The organism is Pseudomonas sp. MF7453 (assembly GCF_016405455.1).
Classification (GTDB): Bacteria; Pseudomonadota; Gammaproteobacteria; order Pseudomonadales; family Pseudomonadaceae; genus Aquipseudomonas; species Aquipseudomonas paralactis.
In genome coordinates this window covers 1-18,608 of sequence record NZ_JAEKCN010000021.1, presented here as the reverse complement: position 1 = coordinate 18,608, position 18,608 = coordinate 1, and the positions used below count along the sequence as shown (strand labels likewise).

At 59.7% G+C, this 18,608-nt stretch carries 17 protein-coding genes; 9 read left to right on the top strand and 8 right to left on the bottom strand.

The window, feature by feature from the left end; genetic code table 11:
* The first annotated feature begins 58 nt into the window (after positions 1-58).
* The 4 genes from JFT63_RS25540 (at position 59) to gcvH (ending at position 4,513) form a co-directional block, all read left to right on the top strand.
* The gene (locus tag JFT63_RS25540) at positions 59-1,063 is read left to right on the top strand and encodes an extracellular solute-binding protein (RefSeq protein WP_057702046.1); all 1,005 of its coding nucleotides are present in this window, start codon (positions 59-61) and stop codon (positions 1,061-1,063) included.
* Positions 1,064-1,221: 158 nt separating this feature from the next.
* Positions 1,222-2,838, top strand: a complete 1,617-nt coding sequence (locus tag JFT63_RS25535; protein ID WP_198845022.1) for an ABC transporter permease — start codon at positions 1,222-1,224, stop codon at positions 2,836-2,838.
* 156 nt (positions 2,839-2,994) lie between these two features.
* Positions 2,995-4,077 (top strand): glycine cleavage system aminomethyltransferase GcvT, encoded by a 1,083-nt coding sequence (gene gcvT / locus JFT63_RS25530; RefSeq protein WP_057702048.1) that lies wholly within the window; start codon positions 2,995-2,997, stop codon positions 4,075-4,077.
* Positions 4,078-4,129: 52 nt separating this feature from the next.
* Positions 4,130-4,513 (top strand): glycine cleavage system protein GcvH, encoded by a 384-nt coding sequence (gene gcvH / locus JFT63_RS25525; RefSeq protein ID WP_057702049.1) that lies wholly within the window; start codon positions 4,130-4,132, stop codon positions 4,511-4,513.
* Between the two features lie 144 nt (positions 4,514-4,657).
* On the opposite strand, the gene JFT63_RS25520 is transcribed toward gcvH, so the two are convergent.
* The 6 genes from JFT63_RS25520 to JFT63_RS25495 all read right to left on the bottom strand — a co-directional run bounded on the left by JFT63_RS25520 (position 4,658) and on the right by JFT63_RS25495 (position 10,084).
* Entirely contained in the window at positions 4,658-5,800 is a 1,143-nt protein-coding gene (locus JFT63_RS25520) for a DegT/DnrJ/EryC1/StrS family aminotransferase (RefSeq protein ID WP_198845021.1), read from the bottom strand.
* Positions 5,801-6,132: 332 nt separating this feature from the next.
* Positions 6,133-6,447, bottom strand: coding sequence for a DUF2388 domain-containing protein (locus JFT63_RS25515; RefSeq protein ID WP_003176799.1), 315 nt, complete (start codon positions 6,445-6,447; stop codon positions 6,133-6,135).
* 68 nt (positions 6,448-6,515) lie between these two features.
* Entirely contained in the window at positions 6,516-6,962 is a 447-nt protein-coding gene (locus JFT63_RS25510; RefSeq protein ID WP_198845020.1) for an NfeD family protein, read from the bottom strand.
* Between the two features lie 10 nt (positions 6,963-6,972).
* Complete coding sequence (locus JFT63_RS25505) at positions 6,973-7,893, bottom strand: SPFH domain-containing protein (protein ID WP_003195285.1); 921 nt, start codon at positions 7,891-7,893, stop codon at positions 6,973-6,975.
* Positions 7,894-7,969: 76 nt separating this feature from the next.
* Complete coding sequence (locus tag JFT63_RS25500; protein WP_198845019.1) at positions 7,970-9,664, bottom strand: GspE/PulE family protein; 1,695 nt, start codon at positions 9,662-9,664, stop codon at positions 7,970-7,972.
* Between the two features lie 81 nt (positions 9,665-9,745).
* On the bottom strand, positions 9,746-10,084 hold the full coding sequence (locus JFT63_RS25495; protein ID WP_198707224.1) for a hypothetical protein: 339 nt from the start codon (positions 10,082-10,084) through the stop codon (positions 9,746-9,748).
* 127 nt (positions 10,085-10,211) lie between these two features.
* Here JFT63_RS25495 and JFT63_RS25490 point away from each other — a divergent pair, with 127 nt between their 5' ends.
* Positions 10,212-10,682: an Lrp/AsnC family transcriptional regulator gene (locus tag JFT63_RS25490; RefSeq protein ID WP_198845018.1), complete on the top strand. Its 471-nt coding sequence runs from the start codon at positions 10,212-10,214 to the stop codon at positions 10,680-10,682.
* A gap of 73 nt (positions 10,683-10,755) precedes the next feature.
* On the opposite strand, the gene JFT63_RS25485 is transcribed toward JFT63_RS25490, so the two are convergent.
* Positions 10,756-12,123 (bottom strand): CYTH domain-containing protein, encoded by a 1,368-nt coding sequence (locus tag JFT63_RS25485; RefSeq protein ID WP_057702056.1) that lies wholly within the window; start codon positions 12,121-12,123, stop codon positions 10,756-10,758.
* Positions 12,124-12,281: 158 nt separating this feature from the next.
* On the opposite strand from JFT63_RS25485, the gene argE reads away from it, so the two are divergent.
* Together argE and argA are read left to right on the top strand one after the other, a co-directional pair.
* Positions 12,282-13,430: an acetylornithine deacetylase gene (argE, locus tag JFT63_RS25480; protein WP_057702057.1), complete on the top strand. Its 1,149-nt coding sequence runs from the start codon at positions 12,282-12,284 to the stop codon at positions 13,428-13,430.
* A gap of 133 nt (positions 13,431-13,563) precedes the next feature.
* Entirely contained in the window at positions 13,564-14,862 is a 1,299-nt protein-coding gene (argA, locus tag JFT63_RS25475; protein ID WP_003195273.1) for an amino-acid N-acetyltransferase, read from the top strand.
* 113 nt (positions 14,863-14,975) lie between these two features.
* Here the strand turns inward: argA and tauA are convergent, their stop codons facing one another.
* Complete coding sequence (gene tauA, locus JFT63_RS25470) at positions 14,976-15,962, bottom strand: taurine ABC transporter substrate-binding protein (RefSeq protein WP_198845017.1); 987 nt, start codon at positions 15,960-15,962, stop codon at positions 14,976-14,978.
* Positions 15,963-16,332: 370 nt separating this feature from the next.
* Here tauA and JFT63_RS25465 point away from each other — a divergent pair, with 370 nt between their 5' ends.
* Positions 16,333-17,676: an OprD family porin gene (locus JFT63_RS25465; protein ID WP_198845016.1), complete on the top strand. Its 1,344-nt coding sequence runs from the start codon at positions 16,333-16,335 to the stop codon at positions 17,674-17,676.
* 275 nt (positions 17,677-17,951) lie between these two features.
* Complete coding sequence (locus JFT63_RS25460) at positions 17,952-18,590, top strand: peroxiredoxin (RefSeq protein ID WP_003195267.1); 639 nt, start codon at positions 17,952-17,954, stop codon at positions 18,588-18,590.
* Positions 18,591-18,608 lie beyond the last annotated feature (18 nt).

Genomic DNA, 18,608 nt, shown 5'->3' with positions numbered 1-18,608 from the left:
GTTACCAAATGTGAGTCCTTATCATTTGCCCTCAATTTGCAAATGAGAGACCGCACCCATGTTGGCACCCAAGCGCCTCCTGACTGCCCTGGCACTCACCCTGATCGGCAGCACCACCGTACAGGCGGCCGACGAAGTCGTGGTCTACTCCTCGCGCATCGACGAGCTGATCAAGCCGGTCTTCGACGCCTACACCAAGAAGACCGGGGTGCAGGTCAAGTTCATCACCGACAAGGAAGCGCCGCTGATGCAGCGCATCAAGGCTGAGGGCGAGAACGCCACCGCCGATCTGCTGCTCACTGTCGACGCCGGCAACCTCTGGCAGGCCGAGCAAATGGGCATCCTGCAACCGTTCACTTCCGCCGTCATCGACAAGAATATCCCGCTGCAATATCGCTCCTCGGCCCACGCCTGGACCGGTTTGAGCCTGCGCGCGCGCACCATCGCCTACTCCACCGACCGGGTCAAACCAGGCGAACTGACCACCTACGAAGCCCTGGCCGACAAGCAATGGGAAGGCCGCCTGTGTCTGCGCACGGCGAAAAAAGTCTACAACCAGTCACTCACCGCCACGTTGATTGAAACCCATGGCGCGGCCAAGACCGAAGAGATCGTCAAAGGCTGGGTCAACAACCTGTCCACCGACGTGTTCTCCGATGATATCGCCGTGCTGGAAGCCATCAATGCCGGGCAGTGCGACGTGGGTATCGTCAACACCTACTACTACGGTCGCCTGCACAAGCAGAAGCCGGATTTGGCCGTCAAACTGTTCTGGCCGAACCAGGGCGACCGTGGCGTGCATGTGAACCTGTCGGGCATCGGCCTGACCAGGCACGCGCCGCACCCGCAAGCGGCCAAGGCACTGGTGGAGTGGATGACCACGCCAGAGGCGCAGAAGATCTTTGCCGACGTGAACCAGGAGTTCCCGGCCAACCCGGCGGTACCGCCGTCGGCGGAAGTAGCGAGTTGGGGCAAGTTCGTGGCCGATACCTTGCCGGTGGAAGTGGCGGGCAAGCGTCAGGCCGAAGCCATTCGCCTGATGGATCGCGCTGGCTGGAACTGAGTTTGTAAATTGCCTCAGATCAAATGTGGGAGGGGGCTTGCCCCCGATAGCGGTGTATCAGTCTAATCGTCACTGACTGGCACTCCGCCATCGGGAGCAAGCCCCCTCCCACATTGTTTTGTGTTTGTCTCCAATAGTCTGTGCATAGAGAGCTTCCCTTGGCCCACCCCGCCCAACGCCGCTGGTACCTGCCGGTCTTCTCCGTCGCCGCCTTGGTGTTGTTGCCGCTGAGTGTGCTGCTGTTGTCCTGGCAAAGCATCGACCACCAGATCTGGTCCCACCTCTGGGACACCCAGATGCCGCGCTTGCTGGGCAATACCCTGACCCTGGTACTCGGCGTCGGTATCGGCGTGACGCTGCTGGGTGTGAGCCTGGCCTGGCTGACCAGTCTTTGCGAATTCCCCGGGCGGCGCTGGCTTGATTGGGCCTTGATGCTGCCCTTTGCGATTCCAGCCTATGTGCTGGCCTTCGTGTTCGTAGGCCTGCTGGATTTTGCCGGGCCGGTGCAAACCCTGCTGCGCGAATGGTTTGGCACAGGGCTACGGTTGCCGCGGGTGCGCTCCACCAGCGGCGTAGTCATCGTGTTGGTGCTGGTGTTCTATCCCTATGTCTACCTGCTGGCACGTTCTGCGTTTCTGGCTCAGGGCAAGGGTTTGATGGAGGCGGCGCGGGTGTTGGGGCAATCGCCCTGGCAAGCGTTCTGGCGCGTGGCGTTGCCGATGGCGCGGCCAGCGATTGGTGCCGGTGTGGCCCTTGCGTTGATGGAGACCCTGGCGGATTTCGGCGCCGTCTCGGTGTTCAACTTCGACACCTTCACCACGGCTATCTACAAAACCTGGTACGGCTTTTTCAGCCTTTCCAGCGCCGCTCAACTGGCCAGCCTGTTGCTGCTGGTGGTGATGCTGGTGCTGTATGGCGAGCGGCGTGCGCGCGGTGCCAGCCGACCGAGCAATGAGCGCCCGCGCGGCAAGGCGTTGTACCACTTGCGTGGGCTGAAGGCCGTGGCGGCCAGCGCTTGGTGCGGCCTGGTATTCGCTTGTGCATTTGTGATCCCGATGCTGCAACTGGTGGCCTGGTTCTGGCAACGCGGGCGCTTCGACCTGGATGAGCGCTACACGGGCCTGATCATCCACACCCTCTACCTGGGCGGTATCGCCGCGCTGATTACGGTCAGCGTGGCAATGATCCTGGCCTTTGCCAACCGCCTGGCGCCGACCCGGGCGATTCGCTCCGGCATCAGCCTGGCCAATGTCGGCTATGCCTTGCCAGGCTCGGTGCTGGCGGTGTCGATCATGCTGGCGTTCAGCTACCTGGACCGCGAGCTGGTGGTGCCGTTGTCCGGCTGGCTGGGTGGCGCGGGCAAGCCCTTGCTGCTGGGCAGCCTGTCGGCCTTGGTGCTGGCTTACCTGGTACGGTTCCTGGCAGTGGCCTACGGGCCTTTGGAAAACAGCCTGGCGCGCATTCGCCCGTCATTGCCCGAAGCTGCACGCAGCCTGGGGGTGAGCGGTCCACGACTGTTTTGCAAAGTGTATCTGCCGTTGTTGTTGCCCGGCACCTTGAGCGCGGCGTTGCTGGTGTTTGTGGATGTGCTCAAGGAAATGCCCGCGACGTTGCTGATGCGCCCCTTTGGCTGGGACACCCTGGCGGTCCGCATCTTTGAAATGACCAGTGAAGGCGAATGGGCGCGGGCTTCTTTGCCGGCGCTGACCCTGGTGCTGGTCGGGTTGTTACCGGTCATCGGGCTGATCCGTCGCTCCGCCCGACAAATCGGTTAGGTGCCAGTCCTACGGCTTGAGGCTACAATGCGCGGCATTCGGTGCGCTCCGTCTTTCGGATCGACCTGCTGTATGTGGCTGCGGGCCTTGTAAATCAAGGTGTTCGGCGCAAGTGGCAGCTCTGCGCACCTTCGCCAAGCCCGGAAGGAGAAACCCATGGGACAGCGTACGCCTTTGTATGACCTGCATCTCGCCCTCGGCGCGAAAATGGTCGATTTTGGCGGTTGGGATATGCCTTTGCATTACGGCTCGCAGGTTGAAGAACACCATCAGGTGCGGCGCGACTGCGGGGTGTTTGATGTATCTCATATGACCGTAATCGATGTCACCGGCCCTCAGGCCAAGGAATGGCTTCAGCACCTGCTGGCCAATGACGTCGATCGATTGCACGGCTGCGGCCGTGCGCTGTACAGCGCCATGCTCAACGAGCAGGGCGGGGTGGTGGACGACATGATCGTCTACCGCACCGAAACCGCTTACCGGTTGGTGGTCAATGCCGCCACCCGCGATCAGGATATGGCCTGGATGCAGGCGCAACTGGGCGATTACCAGGTGCAGCTGCATGAGCGGTCCGAGTTGGCCATGCTCGCCATCCAGGGCCCCCACGCCCGGCATAAAATCGCCGAACTGGTGACCCAGTCCCGTGGCAACCTGATCCACCAGCTCAAGCCGTTCGAAGGCCACGCCGACGGCGACTGGTTTATCGCCCGTACCGGCTACACCGGTGAAGACGGCCTGGAGATTGTGCTGCCCGCTGATCAGGCACCGGGGTTTTTCAACGATCTTGTAGGCGCCGGTATTTCTCCCATCGGCCTCGGCGCCCGCGATACCTTGCGCCTGGAGGCCGGCATGAACCTGTACGGCCAGGATATCCATCAGCAAGTATCGCCCCTGGCGGCCAATATGGCCTGGAGCATCGCCTGGGAACCTGCCGGGCGCAATTTCATCGGTCGTGCCGCGCTGGAAGCGGAAAAGGCGGCCGGTGTGCAGTTCAAATTGGTCGGGCTGGTGCTGGAAGAGCGTGGGGTTTTACGCGCTCATCAGGTGGTTCGTATCGCCAATGTTGGCGAAGGAGAGATCACCAGTGGTAGTTTCTCGCCTACGCTGAGCAAATCCATTGCCCTGGCGCGCGTACCGGCGGCGACTGCCGACCGGGCCGAAGTGGAAATCCGCGGCAAGTGGTACCCGGTTCGAGTGGTCAAGCCGACCTTCGTACGCCATGGCAAAACCTTGATCTAACTATTTCCGGCAGGCCAATGGCCGCTGACATTTCTTCTTGAGGACACAGACTATGAGCAATATCCCTGCCGACCTGCGTTTTGCCGAAAGTCACGAATGGGCCCGTCTGGAAGCTGATGGCACTGTGACCGTCGGGATCTCCGACCATGCACAGGAAGCTTTGGGTGATGTGGTGTTTGTTGAACTGACTGAAGTGGGCAAGGTGTTTGCCGCTGAAGATCAGGCGGGGGTGGTGGAGTCGGTCAAGGCAGCTTCGGATATCTACTCACCGATTGCCGGCGAAGTGATTGCCGTCAACGAAGAGCTGAGTGGCAGCCCTGAGCTGCTGAACTCCGATCCTTACGGCGCCTGGATCTTTAAGCTCAAGCCAAGCAACAAGGCTGAACTGGACAAACTGCTGGATGCCGCCGGCTACAAAGCCGCCATCGGCGACTAAACGCAATAGCTGCAACAGCACACATCAATGTGGGAGCTGGCTTGCCTGCGACTGGATCACCCGTGTATCACCGATACACCGAGGTGCCTGCATCGCAGGCAAGCCAGCTCCCACAGTTGATTGGGGTGTGCCTGCTGGTTGTGTTCAGTCTTTTTCCAGTACCGCTTTAACCGCCGCTACAGCCCGCTCCACATCCGCCTCTGTCATTGCCGTGAACATCGGCAACGACACGATCAATCGCCCAACACGCTCCGCCACCGGGAACATGCCTTCCTTGAAACCCTGTTCCCGATACAGGCTCAGCAAGTGGATCGGAGGGTAGTGATAGCCAATGCCAACGCCGTGGGCCTGCATCTGTTCCATGAACGTTGCGCGAGCAGGCAAGCCGTCCTGGCGTTCCGGCAGCACCAGTTGGAACAGGTGCCAGTTGCTGTTCTCAAAGTCCGCCGGCGGCAGTTGCGCGCCATACTGCTCTTCGAAGTCGTTGCCAAAGCACTTGAAGTAGTGCCGTGCCAGGTTCTGGCGGTGGGCAGTGATCTTTTCGATATGCGCAAACTGCCCCAGGCCAATGGCGGCAGCGATGTCGGTCATGTTGAACTTGCCGCCCAGCACATCCACATCCAGGCCATCGAAACCGGTCCGGGTTACGCCCTGCAAGCGATACTTCTCTGCCAGGCGGGCTTCCTCGGCATTATTCAATACAAGGCAGCCACCCTCGGACGAGGTGATGTTCTTGTTTGCCTGGAAGCTGAACGACACGAAGTCGCCAGTTGCACCGATGCGTTCCCCGTCCCAGCTGGAGCCCAGGGCTTGCGCGGCGTCTTCGACGATGCGCAGGTTGTACTTGTTGGCCAGCGCGTAAAGCATTGGCATGTCCAGGGGCAGGCCCGCCAGGTAGACCGGAATGATCGCTTTGGTACGCGGTGTGATTGCCGCTTCAACCTGGGCCAGGTCTATGTTACGGGTTACCGGGTCGATATCGGCAAACACTGGAGTAGCACCGACTTCGAGAATGACGTTGGCGGTGGCGACCCAGGAAATCGGTGTAGTAATGACTTCATCCCCAGGCCCGATACCGGCGATGCGCAAGGCGATCTCCATGGTGCAAGTGCCCGAGTTGAAGGTGCGCACCGGCCGCCCACCAAAGTATTCCGACAACTGCGCCTCGAACGCCTGAACTTTTGGCCCGCTGGTGATCCAGCCGGAACGCAGGACATCGCCGACTGCCGAGATGGTGGCTTCATCAATGGTCGGTTTGGAAAACGGCAGGAAAGGCTGTTGGCTCATGACGAAGAAGGCATCCGTTCAAGATAGGCGATGAGTGTTAAACGTATCAGTACCGCATCGTTGCACGGCGAGACTGAATATAGCCTGTCGCTTATGAACGATTCGTCATAGGGCAGGCAAAAAAATGCCGCTTGAAAAAGCGGAATGCCGTTCAGTTAAGCGTGTATCGCCCTCTGTAGGAGCGAGCTTGCTCGCGAAAAACGTCAACGATAACGCGTGCATCCTGATTGAACACGGCGCTTGTGAGTTTTCGCGAGCAAGCTCGCTCCTACAAAAAGCCTTAACTGAACGGCATTACGCTTGAAAAAGCGGCATTTTTATCGGTGCGGCGGTTACTCGGTTACAGCATTTTTGGCCAGGATGGCGTTAGCCAGTTCCATGTCGGTGGCCTGAAGGCCAGGGTTGTCGGCGCGGACCTTCTGCATGGCCGCTTCCAGGTACGGGCCGCGGATGCCGCCGTCGCTGGCGACGAAGCTGCCGGCGTCGTCCTGGGCGGCGACTACCAGCTTGTGGTCCTTGAACGTCAGGTAAGTCGAGCCGGTGGTGGCGCCCGACGAGATGACATTACGCCAGAAGCTATCGGCCATGGCTGAGCCGACAGGTAGGGAAAGCACAGCGAGGGTGGCGACAGCATATTTAAGACGCATGATGGGTGACTCCGGTGGGTTATCTGTACGTTTTGATTGTAGTTAAGTCGATCCAGTTCCATCACTGACTAAACAGTTTCAATCTTTAAAATCACCCCCTCTTGACCAACCACGCGTACTTGAGCGCCTGCTGGGGCATCGGCGCCGGTGACCATCCACACGCCATCTCCGACTTTAATCTTGCCCCGGCCATCCACAATCGCCTGATGCACCATGAAGGTGCGCCCGATCAATTCGGAACCTCGCTCGTTCAGGCCCGGTTGATCGCTGGCCTTGGCGCTGCTGCGTTGGCGCTTCCACCAATACACGGCTGTCAGGATCGACAGCATGGCGAACAGCAGCAGTTGCCACTCCAGCCCGAGCGGTGGGACCAGGAACTTGATCACCCCCACTGCGGCCGCGGCGACACCCATCCACAGCAGGTAACCGCCAGCACCGAATACCTCAAGAATCAACAGCACGGTGCCCAGCGCCAACCAGTCCCAGAACGATAAATTCAGCAGAAAGTCCCACATGGTGATGGCCTCAGCCTTTCTGGTTGCCGAAAGTGGCCTTGACGATTTCGCCGATACCGCCCACGGCGCCAATCACCTGGCTGGCTTCCAGCGGCATCAGGATGACCTTGCTGTTGTTGGCCGAGGCCAGCTTGCCCAGGGCGTCGATGTATTTTTGCGCGACGAAGTAGTTGACCGCCTGCACATTGCCCGACGCGATGGCTTCGGACACCACTTGTGTCGCCCGAGCTTCGGCTTCGGCCTGACGCTCACGCGCTTCGGATTCCAGGAACGCGGCCTGACGGCTACCTTCGGCTTCGAGAATCTGCGCCTGCTTCTTGCCTTCGGCGGTCAGGATCGCTGACGCACGCAGGCCCTCGGCTTCAAGAATTTGTGCACGCTTGATCCGCTCAGCTTTCATCTGGCCGGACATGGCCGCCATCAGGTCGGCGGGCGGGCTGATGTCCTTGATCTCGATACGGGTGATCTTGATGCCCCACGGTGCGGTGGCTTCATCCACGGTGCGCAACAGCTTTTCGTTGATGCCGTCACGCTGGCTGAGCATTGCATCGAGCTCCATGGAGCCCAGGACGGTACGGATATTGGTTTGCAGCAGGTTGCGAATGGCGTGTTCGAGGTTGTTGACCTCGTAGGCCGCCTGGGCCGTGTTGACCACCTGGAAGAAGCACACGGCATCGATCTGCACGGTGGCGTTGTCGGCAGTGATGACTTCCTGGGGCGGAATATCCAGCACGCTTTCCATCACATTGATCTTGCGGCCGATGCGGTCCATGACCGGGATGATGATGTTCAGGCCGGGCTTGAGGGTGTTGGTGTAGCGGCCGAAACGTTCAACGGTCCATTGGTAGCCCTGGGGCACCACTTTGAAACCCATGAACAGGATGGCGATGGCCAACCCCACGAAAAGAAGCAGTACGGTTCCGATCTGCATAGCGATTCCTTATCTGAAGATGTCAGTGAACGACGTTGGGCCGATTGTAACGGTCTGGTCACCGATAAGGACGGTTTCACGGCCCGACAAACAAAGGATTTGTTTCTGAATCCCCAGGCGTGACCCGTAATATTTCCGTCAGCGTGGTCAGGCCGGCTTTCACTTTATCGATGCCGGCCATGCGCAAGCTGGTCATACCGTGCGCGAGCGCCCCACGGCGTAGCGCCTGTATGTCCGTACCGGGAGTCACCAGCGCCTTGAGCGCTGGGTCCATCGGCATGATTTCATAGAGCCCGGCTCGGCCTCGATAACCACTGTCACGGCACTCCACGCAGCCGACGGCCTCGTAGCATCCTGTGTCCTCTATACCCGTCGGACGCTTGCAGTGGGCGCACAGAACCCTCACCAGACGCTGCGCCATGACGCCTATAAGCGTCGCCTTGATCAAATAATGAGCGATACCAAGTTCCTGCAGTCGGCTGATGGCGCTGGGCGCATCGTTGGTATGCAGGGTCGAGAACACCAGGTGCCCGGTCAGTGCTGCCTGTATGGCCATCTCGGCGGTTTCCTGGTCACGGATTTCGCCGATCATGATGATGTCGGGGTCTTGGCGCAGCAGGGCGCGAACGCCGCTGGCAAAGGTGAGGTCGATATTGTGTTGGACCTGCATTTGATTAAAGGCCGGCTCGACCATTTCAATCGGGTCTTCCACCGTGCACAGGTTGACCTCTCGGGTCGCCAGTTGCTTGAGGGTGGTGTAGAGGGTGCTGGTCTTGCCCGAACCGGTCGGGCCGGTGACCAGAATGATGCCGTTGGCTTGCTGAGTCATAGCGTGCCAGCGCTGCTGATCGGCGTTCGACAAGCCCAACTGGTCGAAGTCCTTGAGCAGCACCTGAGGGTCAAAAATCCGCATCACCAGTTTTTCGCCGAACGCCGTCGGCAGGGTCGAAAGGCGTAATTCCACTTCGGCGCCCGCCGGGTTCCTGGTCTTGACGCGCCCATCCTGGGGTTTGCGTTTCTCGGCCACATTCATTCGCCCGAGACTTTTCAAGCGGCTGACTACGGCGGTGGTGACCTGAGGCGGAAACTGATAAACGTCATGCAACAGCCCGTCGATGCGAAAACGCACGCGGCCCTGATCGCGGCAGGGTTCGATATGAATATCGCTGGCCCGCTGGGCAAAGGCGTACTGCAACAGCCAGTCGACGATATTGACGATATGCGCGTCATTGGCGTCGGGCTCCTTGTCGCTGCTCCCGAGGCTGAGCAGTTCGACGTTGCCGGGGACCGCCATTTTCTGATCGGCGCCACTGACTGACCTGGCCAGGCGGTAAAACTCGTTGAGGCAGCGTTGGATATCCCGGGGGTTTGCCACCACGCGCTTGATTGTGCGTTTGAGCACTTGAGCGAGCCCGGCTTCCCAGGCGCAGATATGCGGCTGGGCGCTGGCGATCGTGACGCTTTGCGCATCCACGGCGACCGCAAGAATGCCGTGGCGCTGGGCGAAGGCATGGGACATCAACGGCACCACACTCGCCACGTCGATCTTCAACGGGTCGATGCGCAGGTAAGGCTGGTCGACATGCCGGGCCAGCCATTGGGTCAAGGTTTCAAGGCAAGGGCCTTGGGCCGCGATGCATTCCAGGGGATGCTGAGTGCAAGGCACTGCTTGAATGCCTTGTGCCGCCTGCGCGGTGAGCAGCCCTTGCTCAATCAGTGTCGGCAATAATTGATGCAGTTCCAAGGGGCGGTCGGGGGCGGCGGGGGTCATGCAGGTTTCCTGGCGTCTCGGGATGTAATCCCAGGCTAGTCAGCCCTTTGGAATCCGCCTCTTTAGGTGTATTGCAGTTTTTTACCGCGCCGTTGCCGCCAGTGTCGGAGGCCGCTCGGCATCTGCCGGCCACAGCTCCAGGTCGCAGACACTGATAAGGTTTCGAATCTTTTCACCGATGACCTGGGCGCGGTGCCAGCTCAGGCCGTCGATCACAATATCGATATTCAGCAGGTCGTTGTCCCGGCTCACATTGATGTGGGCGGGCGTCAGGAACTGCAGCGCAAAGTAGTTCAGCACCCGGCACAGCACGTCAGGCTCAGCCTCGGCGGCGATCCGATAGTGCGCTTGGCAGTGTGCGTTGTTGACGGCCCACGCATCGACGCGGGTGGCAGGGTGGGCGGTTTCGACGGCGTGCATACTGACTCTCCAAAATCGACTGGAGGAATTTTTACATTCGCCTGCGGAGATTTCTTATCTAAGATGGCCGTGATTCGCGCTATATCGAATAAGGTAAGTCAAAAAATGCACCTAAACAGGTATTTCTATGCATAGCGAGTTGAACGTCTACGACCGCCGCATTCTGGCCCTGTTGCAAGAGGACGCCTCGCTCTCCAGTGCACAGATCGCCGAGCAGGTCGGCCTGTCGCAATCTCCATGCTGGCGACGCATTCAGCGGCTCAAGGAAGAGGGGGTGATCCGTGGCCAGGTCACCTTGCTGGACCGCAAGAAAATCGGGCTCAACACGCAGATTTTCGCCGAGGTCAAACTCAATGCCCACGGCCGCTCCAACTTCACGGAATTCACCGAAGCGATTCGAGGGTTTCCTGAGGTTTTGGAGTGTTATGTGCTGATGGGGGCGGTGGACTTTCTGCTGCGCATCGTCACGTCGGACATTGAGGCGTATGAGCGGTTTTTCTTCGAGAAGTTATCGATGGTGCCCGGGATCCAGGAGGTCAACTCGATCGTGGCGTTGTCGGAGATCAAGTCCACCACCAGCCTGCCAGTATTGCGCTGACAGGGAGGGCCTCATCGCGGGCAAGCCCGCTCCCACAGCAAATGTGGGAGCGGGCTTGCCCGGGATAGCGATATTACAGGCGCAGCAGGGTCTTCCAGGCCCGGTTCTGATACACCGCAATCGCCTGATGCATACGTGCATCCAGCGATTCATCGGTGATCGGCTGGTTAGCCAGGTGCGCCAGCTTGTTCAGCTCGCCGTACAAACGGTCCAGTTCTGCAATGTCCACCACATGGCGCGCATGGTGCAGCCAGGCCTGGATGCGTTCGATACGCGGCAGTTGCTCGGCGAGGTCTTCCGGCTGTTGCTGGTAGCGCTGCAGTTGCAGGGAGACGGCGTCGTCGGCCAACAGGCGTGGCAGCCAGTTGGTGATTTGCGCGGCGCCCTGGCGGTTACCGCGCACATTACGCTCGGCGGTCCAAGTGCGGGCCAGCAGCCAGCGCGAGGTGTTCAGAGAGAACAGGCCCCAGCGTACGTCTTGCAATTCTTCGATGAACTGCTCCGGCGCGGCTTTGCGAATGTCCTCATCGTCGTCACCGGCCTGGACCAGCGGGCGCCAGTCTTCCAGCAACGCGTCCAGGGCACTGCGCAGTTCGCTGGTGGATTGGCGCGGCGCGGCCTGGCCGAGGCTGCCGATCAGGGCGCGCAACTCACCCAGGTTCTCGACCCAGTCCTGCAGCAAGCGCCAGTGGCCGTTGAAACGGTATTGCTCGGCCAGACGCTGGCTGCTACCCAACAGGTGCCACATGATTGCGGCGAAGGCGTCGTCCAGCGGCATTTCAGCGTGGATCTGCGGGGCCGGCAGGCTCAAGGAGTAGCTGCTCGCGTCATACAGGCGGTAACCGCGCTCGGCCTTGCTGATATCGCATGGCATCAGCGCCAGGGTCGCGGCCAGTTCGGCGGCCAGCTCCAGCAGGGCGGCGGGTTCGCCTTCGCGCAACTCCAGTTCCAGCTCGCAGATTTCTTCCTTCTGCTTACCGACCACCACATGGCCCAGGTCCAGGGCGGCTTCGATCACCACCTTGGCCTTGCCACGACCCCAGGCGATTTCGGCGCGTTCACGCACGAAGTCGGTGGTGAAGATCGGCTTGAGGGTCTTTTTGTCCAACTCGGCCAGTTGCTCGGGCCAGCACTCGCCGTCGAGTTTCTTCACATCGAGCTTGGCTTTGGGCAAGTCCCAGTTGTACTCGTTGCGTTCCGACAAGCCGGCGACGCTTTGGCCGCGGGTCTTGAGGGTCTGAATGATGTCGTCACCGTCCTTGCGCAGGCGCAGGGCAACCTTGGCCTGGGCCAGGTCGCGCTCTGGGGTGTCGAAGTACTGATTCATCAACTCACGGCGTTCCCAGCCACTTTTGTTGCGTTTTTTCAGTAACGGGTGCTCGCGCAGCGCAACGAGTGTTTCGCGGCTGACGCGTAGCTTGATTTCGGTTTCTTTCTGCATGGCCGGAAAATCCAGGATCGGGAGCGCAGCCGGGGAAAAGTGTGGCTGCCAAGGCCGTGCAGTGTACAGGACTGAGCCCGGCAACGTGCCGCAACGGTTTATTGTGTTGGGCAGATGCCTCTATAGTGAGGTTCATCCGGGAAGTTGGGAGACCGCGCATGCCGTTACCGTCCATGAAAGAGCAGTTCGCCGCCTTGATCGCCGCGCCGTCGGTGAGCTGCACCCAGGCGTCTCTCGACCAGAGCAACCGCCCGGTGATCGACCTGCTCGCCACTTGGCTGGGTGACCTGGGCTTTGCCATCGATATCCAACAAGTCAGCCCCGGCAAGTTCAACCTGCTGGCCAGTTTCGGCAGCGGCCCCGGTGGCCTGGTGCTGGCAGGTCATAGCGATACAGTCCCCTATGACGCCGCACTGTGGAAGACCGATCCGCTCAAGCTGACGGAGGTCGACGGCCGCTGGGTAGGACTGGGCAGCTGCGACATGAAAGGCTTTTTCGCCCTGGCCATCGAAGCCGTGTTGCCGCTGCTGGATCAGCCGTTCAAGCAACCGCTGTTGATACTTGCCACCTGTGATGAAGAAAGCTCCATGTCCGGCGCGCGTGCGCTGGCCGAAGCGGGGCGCCCGCTGGGTCGCGCAGCGGTGATCGGCGAGCCGACCGGGCTCAAGCCGATTCGCCTGCACAAAGGCGTGATGATGGAACGCATCGATATTCTGGGTCGCAGCGGCCATTCGTCGGACCCGAGCCTGGGCCACAGTGCCCTTGAAGCCATGCACGATGCCATCGGCGAACTGCGCGGCCTGCGCCTGGCCTGGCAGCGCGAGTACCGCAACGCGCAATTCAGCGTGCCGCAGCCGACCATGAACTTCGGCTGTATCCATGGCGGCGACAACCCCAACCGCATCTGTGGCCAGTGCTCCCTGGAGTTCGACCTGCGGCCCTTGCCCGGCATGGACCCAGAAGTACTGCGTGCGGCGATCCGGCAGAAGCTCGAACCCTTGGCCGAGCGGCATAAGGTCAAGATCGACTACGCGCCGCTATTCCCCGAAGTGCCGCCGTTCGAGCAGCCCGAAGACGCCGAGTTGGTGCGGGTGGCGGAACGTTTGACCGGCCATCGTGCCGAAGCAGTGGCGTTCGGCACCGAAGCGCCTTATCTTCAGCGCCTTGGTTGCGAAACCCTGGTGCTCGGCCCTGGCGATATCGCCTGTGCTCACCAGCCGGGGGAATACCTCGAAATGTCACGCTTGACGCCTACAGTGCGTCTATTGCGGGAACTGATCGAACATTACTGCCTGAAACCTGCATAAATTAACCTCTGCCCATTCGTACATAAGGAGAGTGAGCGTGTCGCCAAGCCTGTTCCGACGATAACCATCAGCCCGCTGTGCGCTTTCACGATTGATCCTTTTTTGGCTGCTTTTTATTACAGGCCCAGGTGTTATGCCCGAATACGTTAATTGGCTTCGTCACGCTTCGCCCTACATCAACGCCCACCGCGACTGCACCTTTGTGGTCATGCTGCCCGGCGATGGTGTGGACCATCCCAACTTCGGCAATATCGTCCACGACCTGGTGCTGCTTCACAGCCTGGGAGTTCGCCTGGTGCTGGTGCACGGCTCGCGCCCGCAAATCGAAACCCGCCTTGAAGCACGCGGCCTTACCCCGGCTTACCACGAAGGCTTGCGCATCACCGATGCGGCGACGCTGGAGTGTGTGATCGACGCGGTGGGTCATTTGCGCATTGCCATCGAGGCGCGCTTGTCCATGGACATGGCGTCATCGCCGATGCAGGGCTCGCGCCTGCGTGTGGCCAGCGGCAACCTGGTCACCGCACGGCCAATTGGCGTGCTTGAAGGCGTGGACTACCACCACACCGGCGAAGTGCGCCGGGTCGACCGCAAGGGCATCAACCGCCTGTTGGATGAGCGCTCTATCGTGCTGCTGTCGCCGTTGGGGTATTCGCCCACCGGCGAGATCTTCAACCTGGCCTGCGAAGACGTCGCCACCCGCGCCGCCATCGACCTGGGCGCCGACAAGTTGCTGCTGTTCGGCGCCGATCCCGGTCTGATCGATGAGAACGGCCGCCTGGTGCGTGAATTGCGCCCACAACAAGTACCCGCGCACCTGCAGCGCCTGGGCAGCAACTATCAGGCCGAGCTGCTCGATGCCGCTGCCGAAGCCTGCCGGGGTGGAGTAGGGCGCAGCCATATCGTCAGCTACGCCGAAGATGGCGCTTTGCTTACCGAACTGTTCACCCGCGATGGTGGCGGTACGCTGGTGGCCCAGGAGCAATTCGAACTGGTACGCGAAGCGGCAATTGAAGACGTCGGCGGTTTGCTGGACCTGATCAGCCCGCTGGAAGAGCAGGGCATTCTGGTGCGTCGTTCGCGGGAAGTGCTGGAGCGTGAGATTGAACAGTTCAGCGTGGTCGAGCGCGAAGGCATGATCATCGCGTGCGCAGCGCTGTATCAGATCGCCGATTCGGATGCAGGGGAGCTGGCGTGCCTGGCGGTGAACCCGGAGTACCGCCACGGCGCGCGCGGCGACGTGTTGCTCGAACGCATCCAGACCCGTGCGCGAGCACAGGGGTTGAAGACCTTGTTCGTGCTTACCACGCGCACGGCCCACTGGTTCCGTGAGCGCGGCTTTGTGCCAAGCAGCGTTGACCGCCTGCCGTCGGCGCGGGCGTCGCTGTACAACTATCAGCGTAACTCCAAGATCTTCGAAAAGGCCCTGTAAAAGAGTACGGCTCTGTGTGGGAGCTGGCTTGCCTGCGATAGCAGTGCCTCGGTTTATCTGAACGACCGAGTTGCTGGCATCGCAGGCAAGCCAGCTCCCACCGAAGACTGTATTTATTGGGTGATGAATTTGTCGGTCACATAGGCCGAATAATCCGGCAGCACCGTCTCCACCTTCCCCTGTTCTTTCAAGAACTTCGCCGTCTCCCCAATCGCCTTCGCCGTGCCGCCCTTGAGCAACGCAGCGGTTTGCTGTGCCTGTGCATCCGGAAACGTCGTACCGGCCAACAGTTCCGGAATGTCGTCGGCATTTGAACCTGTCAATTTGGCGATTTTCTGCACCGGTTCCGAGTCCACCGTCCAGCTGTCTTTGTGGGCGGCATAGTCGGCAAAGGCATCCAGGGTGACCTTGGCGAACTTGGCCACCACGTCAGGATGTGTTTGCGCAAAATCCTTGCGCGCCACCCACACCTCAAACGTCGGCGCGCCCCATTGGCCCACCTGCGCCGCGTCTGTGAGGGTTTTGCCGGTCTTGCGGATTTCGCCCAGGGCTGGCGACCACACAAAAGCTCCATCAATATCGCCGCGTTTCCACGCAGCGGCGATTTCGGCCGGTTGCAGGTTCACCACCTTGACTTGCCGGGTGTCGAGCCCCCAGTGCTTCAGCGCACCGAGCAGGCTGTAATGAGAGGTCGAGACGAACGGTGTGGCGATGGTTTTGCCGATCAAGTCTTTGGGTTTATCGATGCCGCTGCCGTTACGCACCACCAGGGCTTCAGAAGCGTTGATCTGTGCCGATACGATAAACGCCACGATTGGCAGGTTGCGGGACGCCGCTGCGGCGAGCGGGCTGGAACCCAGATTACCGATCTGCACATCGCCTGAGGCAATGGCCGTGACCACTTCCGGGCCACTGTTGAACCGGCGCCAATTGATCTTTTCGCCGATCGCCTTCTCATACAGGCCTTCAGCCTGGGGGACTTTGCTGGGATCGATGCCGGTCTGGTAGCCGACCGTCAAATCCGCCGCGCTGACACCAAAAGAAAGTAATACCGATACAAAAACTGTAACAAATTGACGGGAGGATGTGCGTTTGGCCATGATGGCGTCGCCTTTTTGATCGTGAGTGACGTATGCAACCGTACGGGCACACTAATCGATCTAAAAAAGCACTGGTAAATACCCTTTAGGAATTAGCTTATGGAGCGGTTCGTCTTAGTCGACAAGCCCGCTTCACGCATCTGCTTATTCCCGAATAGTATGAAAAAGAATGAAACAATTCTTTTTGGGTGTATGAAAAACTCATTACCCTGCAGGGACCAAATCAACTGCGATTAGACGAAGGTAGTAGACACACAAGGTTACGATTGACTTGCTAGTCACTATCTGGCGCTAATCGCGCATCTGTGGATCCAGGGCGTCAGACCCGGGACCAAAGAAATACAAAAATTAGAAATGAGAGGAGCGGTACATGAAGAAGTCCACCTTGGCTGAGGCTGTAGCTTTGGGCGCAATCGCCCAGCAAGCAGGCGCTGCCGGTTTCATCGAAGACAGCAAGGCCACACTGGGCCTGCGTAACTTCTACATCAACACCGATAACCGCGAAGGCACGGCCAATCCGAGCCGTAACGAAGAATGGGGCCAAGGCTTCGATCTGCGTTTCATCTCCGGTTACACCCAAGGCACCGTTGGCTTCGGTCTTGACGCTATCGGCCTGCTGGGTGTTCGCCTGGATTCCGGCGGCGGCACCAACGGCGCGACTGCCAGCTCGTATGGCGGCACCGTCTTCCCGAGCAAGTCCAACGGCGAAGCCGTTGATAACTACTCCAGCCTGGGTCTGACCGCCAAAGCCAAGATCTCCCAGACCGAATTGAAGCTGGGTACCTTGCAGCCCAAGCTGCCGGTCATCGTGACCAACGATGGTCGTATGCTGCCGCAAACCTTCCAGGGTGGTCAGATCACCTCCAGCGACATCAAGGACCTGACCCTGGTTGCCGGCCAGATCGAAAAAGCCAAGGGCCGTAACTCCAGCAACAACGAAAGCCTGTCCATCTCCGGCGCCAACAGCCGCGGCGCGAACTGGCGTTCGAGCAACAAGTTCTACTATGCCGGTGGCGACTACAAGATCACCAAGGACCTGACCGCGCAGTACTACTACGGCAACCTGGAAGATTTCTACAAGCAACACTTCCTGGGCCTGACCCACAACTGGGCTATCGGTCCTGGCGTGCTGAAGTCTGATCTGCGTTACTTCAACAGCTCCGACGATGGTAACAACGGCAACCAGTCCGCCTACTTCTCCACAGGCAACTACGGTGGCGTCAACTCCGGTCGTGGCAAAGTCGACAACAACCTGTACAGCGGCCTGTTCCTGTACTCGGTTGCCGGCCACACCTTCGGTGGCGGTTACCAGGTCAGCAACGGCAGCAGCGACTTCCCTTGGCTGAACCAGGGTGACGGCTCGTCGGCTTACATCACCACCGACATGCAGATCCAGAAGTTCGCCCGTGCCGGCGAGCGTACCTGGCAAGCTCGCTACTCCTACGACTTCGCCAAGGTGGGTGTACCTGGTCTGACCGCTGGTGTGGTTTACCTGAAGGGTGACCATATCGACACCGTCTCCAGCAACCGTACCGAGTTCACCGGCCAGTCCGAGTGGGAACGTGACATCACTGTTGCCTACGTCGTACCGGAAGGTCCGCTGAAAAACGTCGGCGTGGCGTGGAAAAACGCTATGTGGCGCAGCGATATCGCCAGCGCGCGTAACCAGGACGAAAACCGCTTGATCGTCAGCTACTCGATCCCGCTGTTGTAAGACTGTAAAACCTTGCCCGGCGCAATGCCGGGCAAGGTGTGTTGCTTTTTCAAGTCGGGCTCAACCCCCGCAAGCCCTTCCTGAACCCCTCTTTGTTACAGCGACTCAAGGCCTTCTCGAACCTTGAAAACAATGTTGATCGTCGCGTGTGGCCAAGTCCAATGAACACATTTTTAATATTCCTTTATCGTCTAGATAAATCGATATTTATTCTTTTTAAATAATTTCAAATCCATGCACAGTGGGCTCCATAAGCACTCATCAGGAGCCACACCATGAGCCTAAGACTGGGCGACATCGCCCCCGACTTCGAACAGGATTCCAGCGCCGGCAAGATTCGCTTCCACGAATGGCTGGGCGACAGCTGGGGTGTACTGTTTTCTCATCCGGCGGACTTCACCCCGGTGTGCACCACCGAGCTGGGTTTCACCGCCAAGCTCAAGGACGAATTCGCCAAGCGTGGCGTCAAGGCCATCGCCCTGTCGGTAGACCCGGTGGACTCGCATCACAAGTGGATCGAAGACATCAACGAGACCCAGAACACCGTGGTCAACTTCCCGATCCTGGCCGACGCCGACCGCAAGGTCTCGGACCTCTACGACCTGATCCATCCCAACGCCAGTGACACCCTCACCGTGCGCTCCTTGTTCGTAATCGACCCGAACAAGAAGATCCGCCTGACCATCACCTACCCGGCCAGCACCGGGCGCAACTTCCATGAAATCCTGCGGGTGATCGACTCGCTGCAACTGACCGACAACCACAAGGTGGCGACGCCGGCCAACTGGCAGGATGGGGATGAAGTGGTAATCGTGCCGTCGCTCAAGGACGAGGAAGAGATCAAGAAACGCTTTCCCAAGGGCTATCGCGCGGTGAAGCCGTACCTGCGCCTTACGCCACAACCCAATCGTTAAGCCGGATATCGCCATCGC

What these genes read in the sequence shown, in the direction of transcription:
- JFT63_RS25540 (WP_057702046.1), top strand. Translation starts at nt 59, where the DNA reads ATGTTGGCACCCAAGCGCCTCCTGACTGCCCTGGCACTCACCCTGATC.
- gcvT (WP_057702048.1), top strand. Translation starts at nt 2,995, where the DNA reads ATGGGACAGCGTACGCCTTTGTATGACCTGCATCTCGCCCTCGGCGCG.
- gcvH (WP_057702049.1), top strand. Translation starts at nt 4,130, where the DNA reads ATGAGCAATATCCCTGCCGACCTGCGTTTTGCCGAAAGTCACGAATGG.
- JFT63_RS25520 (WP_198845021.1), bottom strand. Translation starts at nt 5,800, where the DNA reads ATGAGCCAACAGCCTTTCCTGCCGTTTTCCAAACCGACCATTGATGAA.
- JFT63_RS25515 (WP_003176799.1), bottom strand. Translation starts at nt 6,447, where the DNA reads ATGCGTCTTAAATATGCTGTCGCCACCCTCGCTGTGCTTTCCCTACCT.
- JFT63_RS25510 (WP_198845020.1), bottom strand. Translation starts at nt 6,962, where the DNA reads ATGTGGGACTTTCTGCTGAATTTATCGTTCTGGGACTGGTTGGCGCTG.
- JFT63_RS25505 (WP_003195285.1), bottom strand. Translation starts at nt 7,893, where the DNA reads ATGCAGATCGGAACCGTACTGCTTCTTTTCGTGGGGTTGGCCATCGCC.
- JFT63_RS25500 (WP_198845019.1), bottom strand. Translation starts at nt 9,664, where the DNA reads ATGACCCCCGCCGCCCCCGACCGCCCCTTGGAACTGCATCAATTATTG.
- JFT63_RS25495 (WP_198707224.1), bottom strand. Translation starts at nt 10,084, where the DNA reads ATGCACGCCGTCGAAACCGCCCACCCTGCCACCCGCGTCGATGCGTGG.
- JFT63_RS25490 (WP_198845018.1), top strand. Translation starts at nt 10,212, where the DNA reads ATGCATAGCGAGTTGAACGTCTACGACCGCCGCATTCTGGCCCTGTTG.
- JFT63_RS25485 (WP_057702056.1), bottom strand. Translation starts at nt 12,123, where the DNA reads ATGCAGAAAGAAACCGAAATCAAGCTACGCGTCAGCCGCGAAACACTC.
- argE (WP_057702057.1), top strand. Translation starts at nt 12,282, where the DNA reads ATGCCGTTACCGTCCATGAAAGAGCAGTTCGCCGCCTTGATCGCCGCG.
- argA (WP_003195273.1), top strand. Translation starts at nt 13,564, where the DNA reads ATGCCCGAATACGTTAATTGGCTTCGTCACGCTTCGCCCTACATCAAC.
- tauA (WP_198845017.1), bottom strand. Translation starts at nt 15,962, where the DNA reads ATGGCCAAACGCACATCCTCCCGTCAATTTGTTACAGTTTTTGTATCG.
- JFT63_RS25465 (WP_198845016.1), top strand. Translation starts at nt 16,333, where the DNA reads ATGAAGAAGTCCACCTTGGCTGAGGCTGTAGCTTTGGGCGCAATCGCC.
- JFT63_RS25460 (WP_003195267.1), top strand. Translation starts at nt 17,952, where the DNA reads ATGAGCCTAAGACTGGGCGACATCGCCCCCGACTTCGAACAGGATTCC.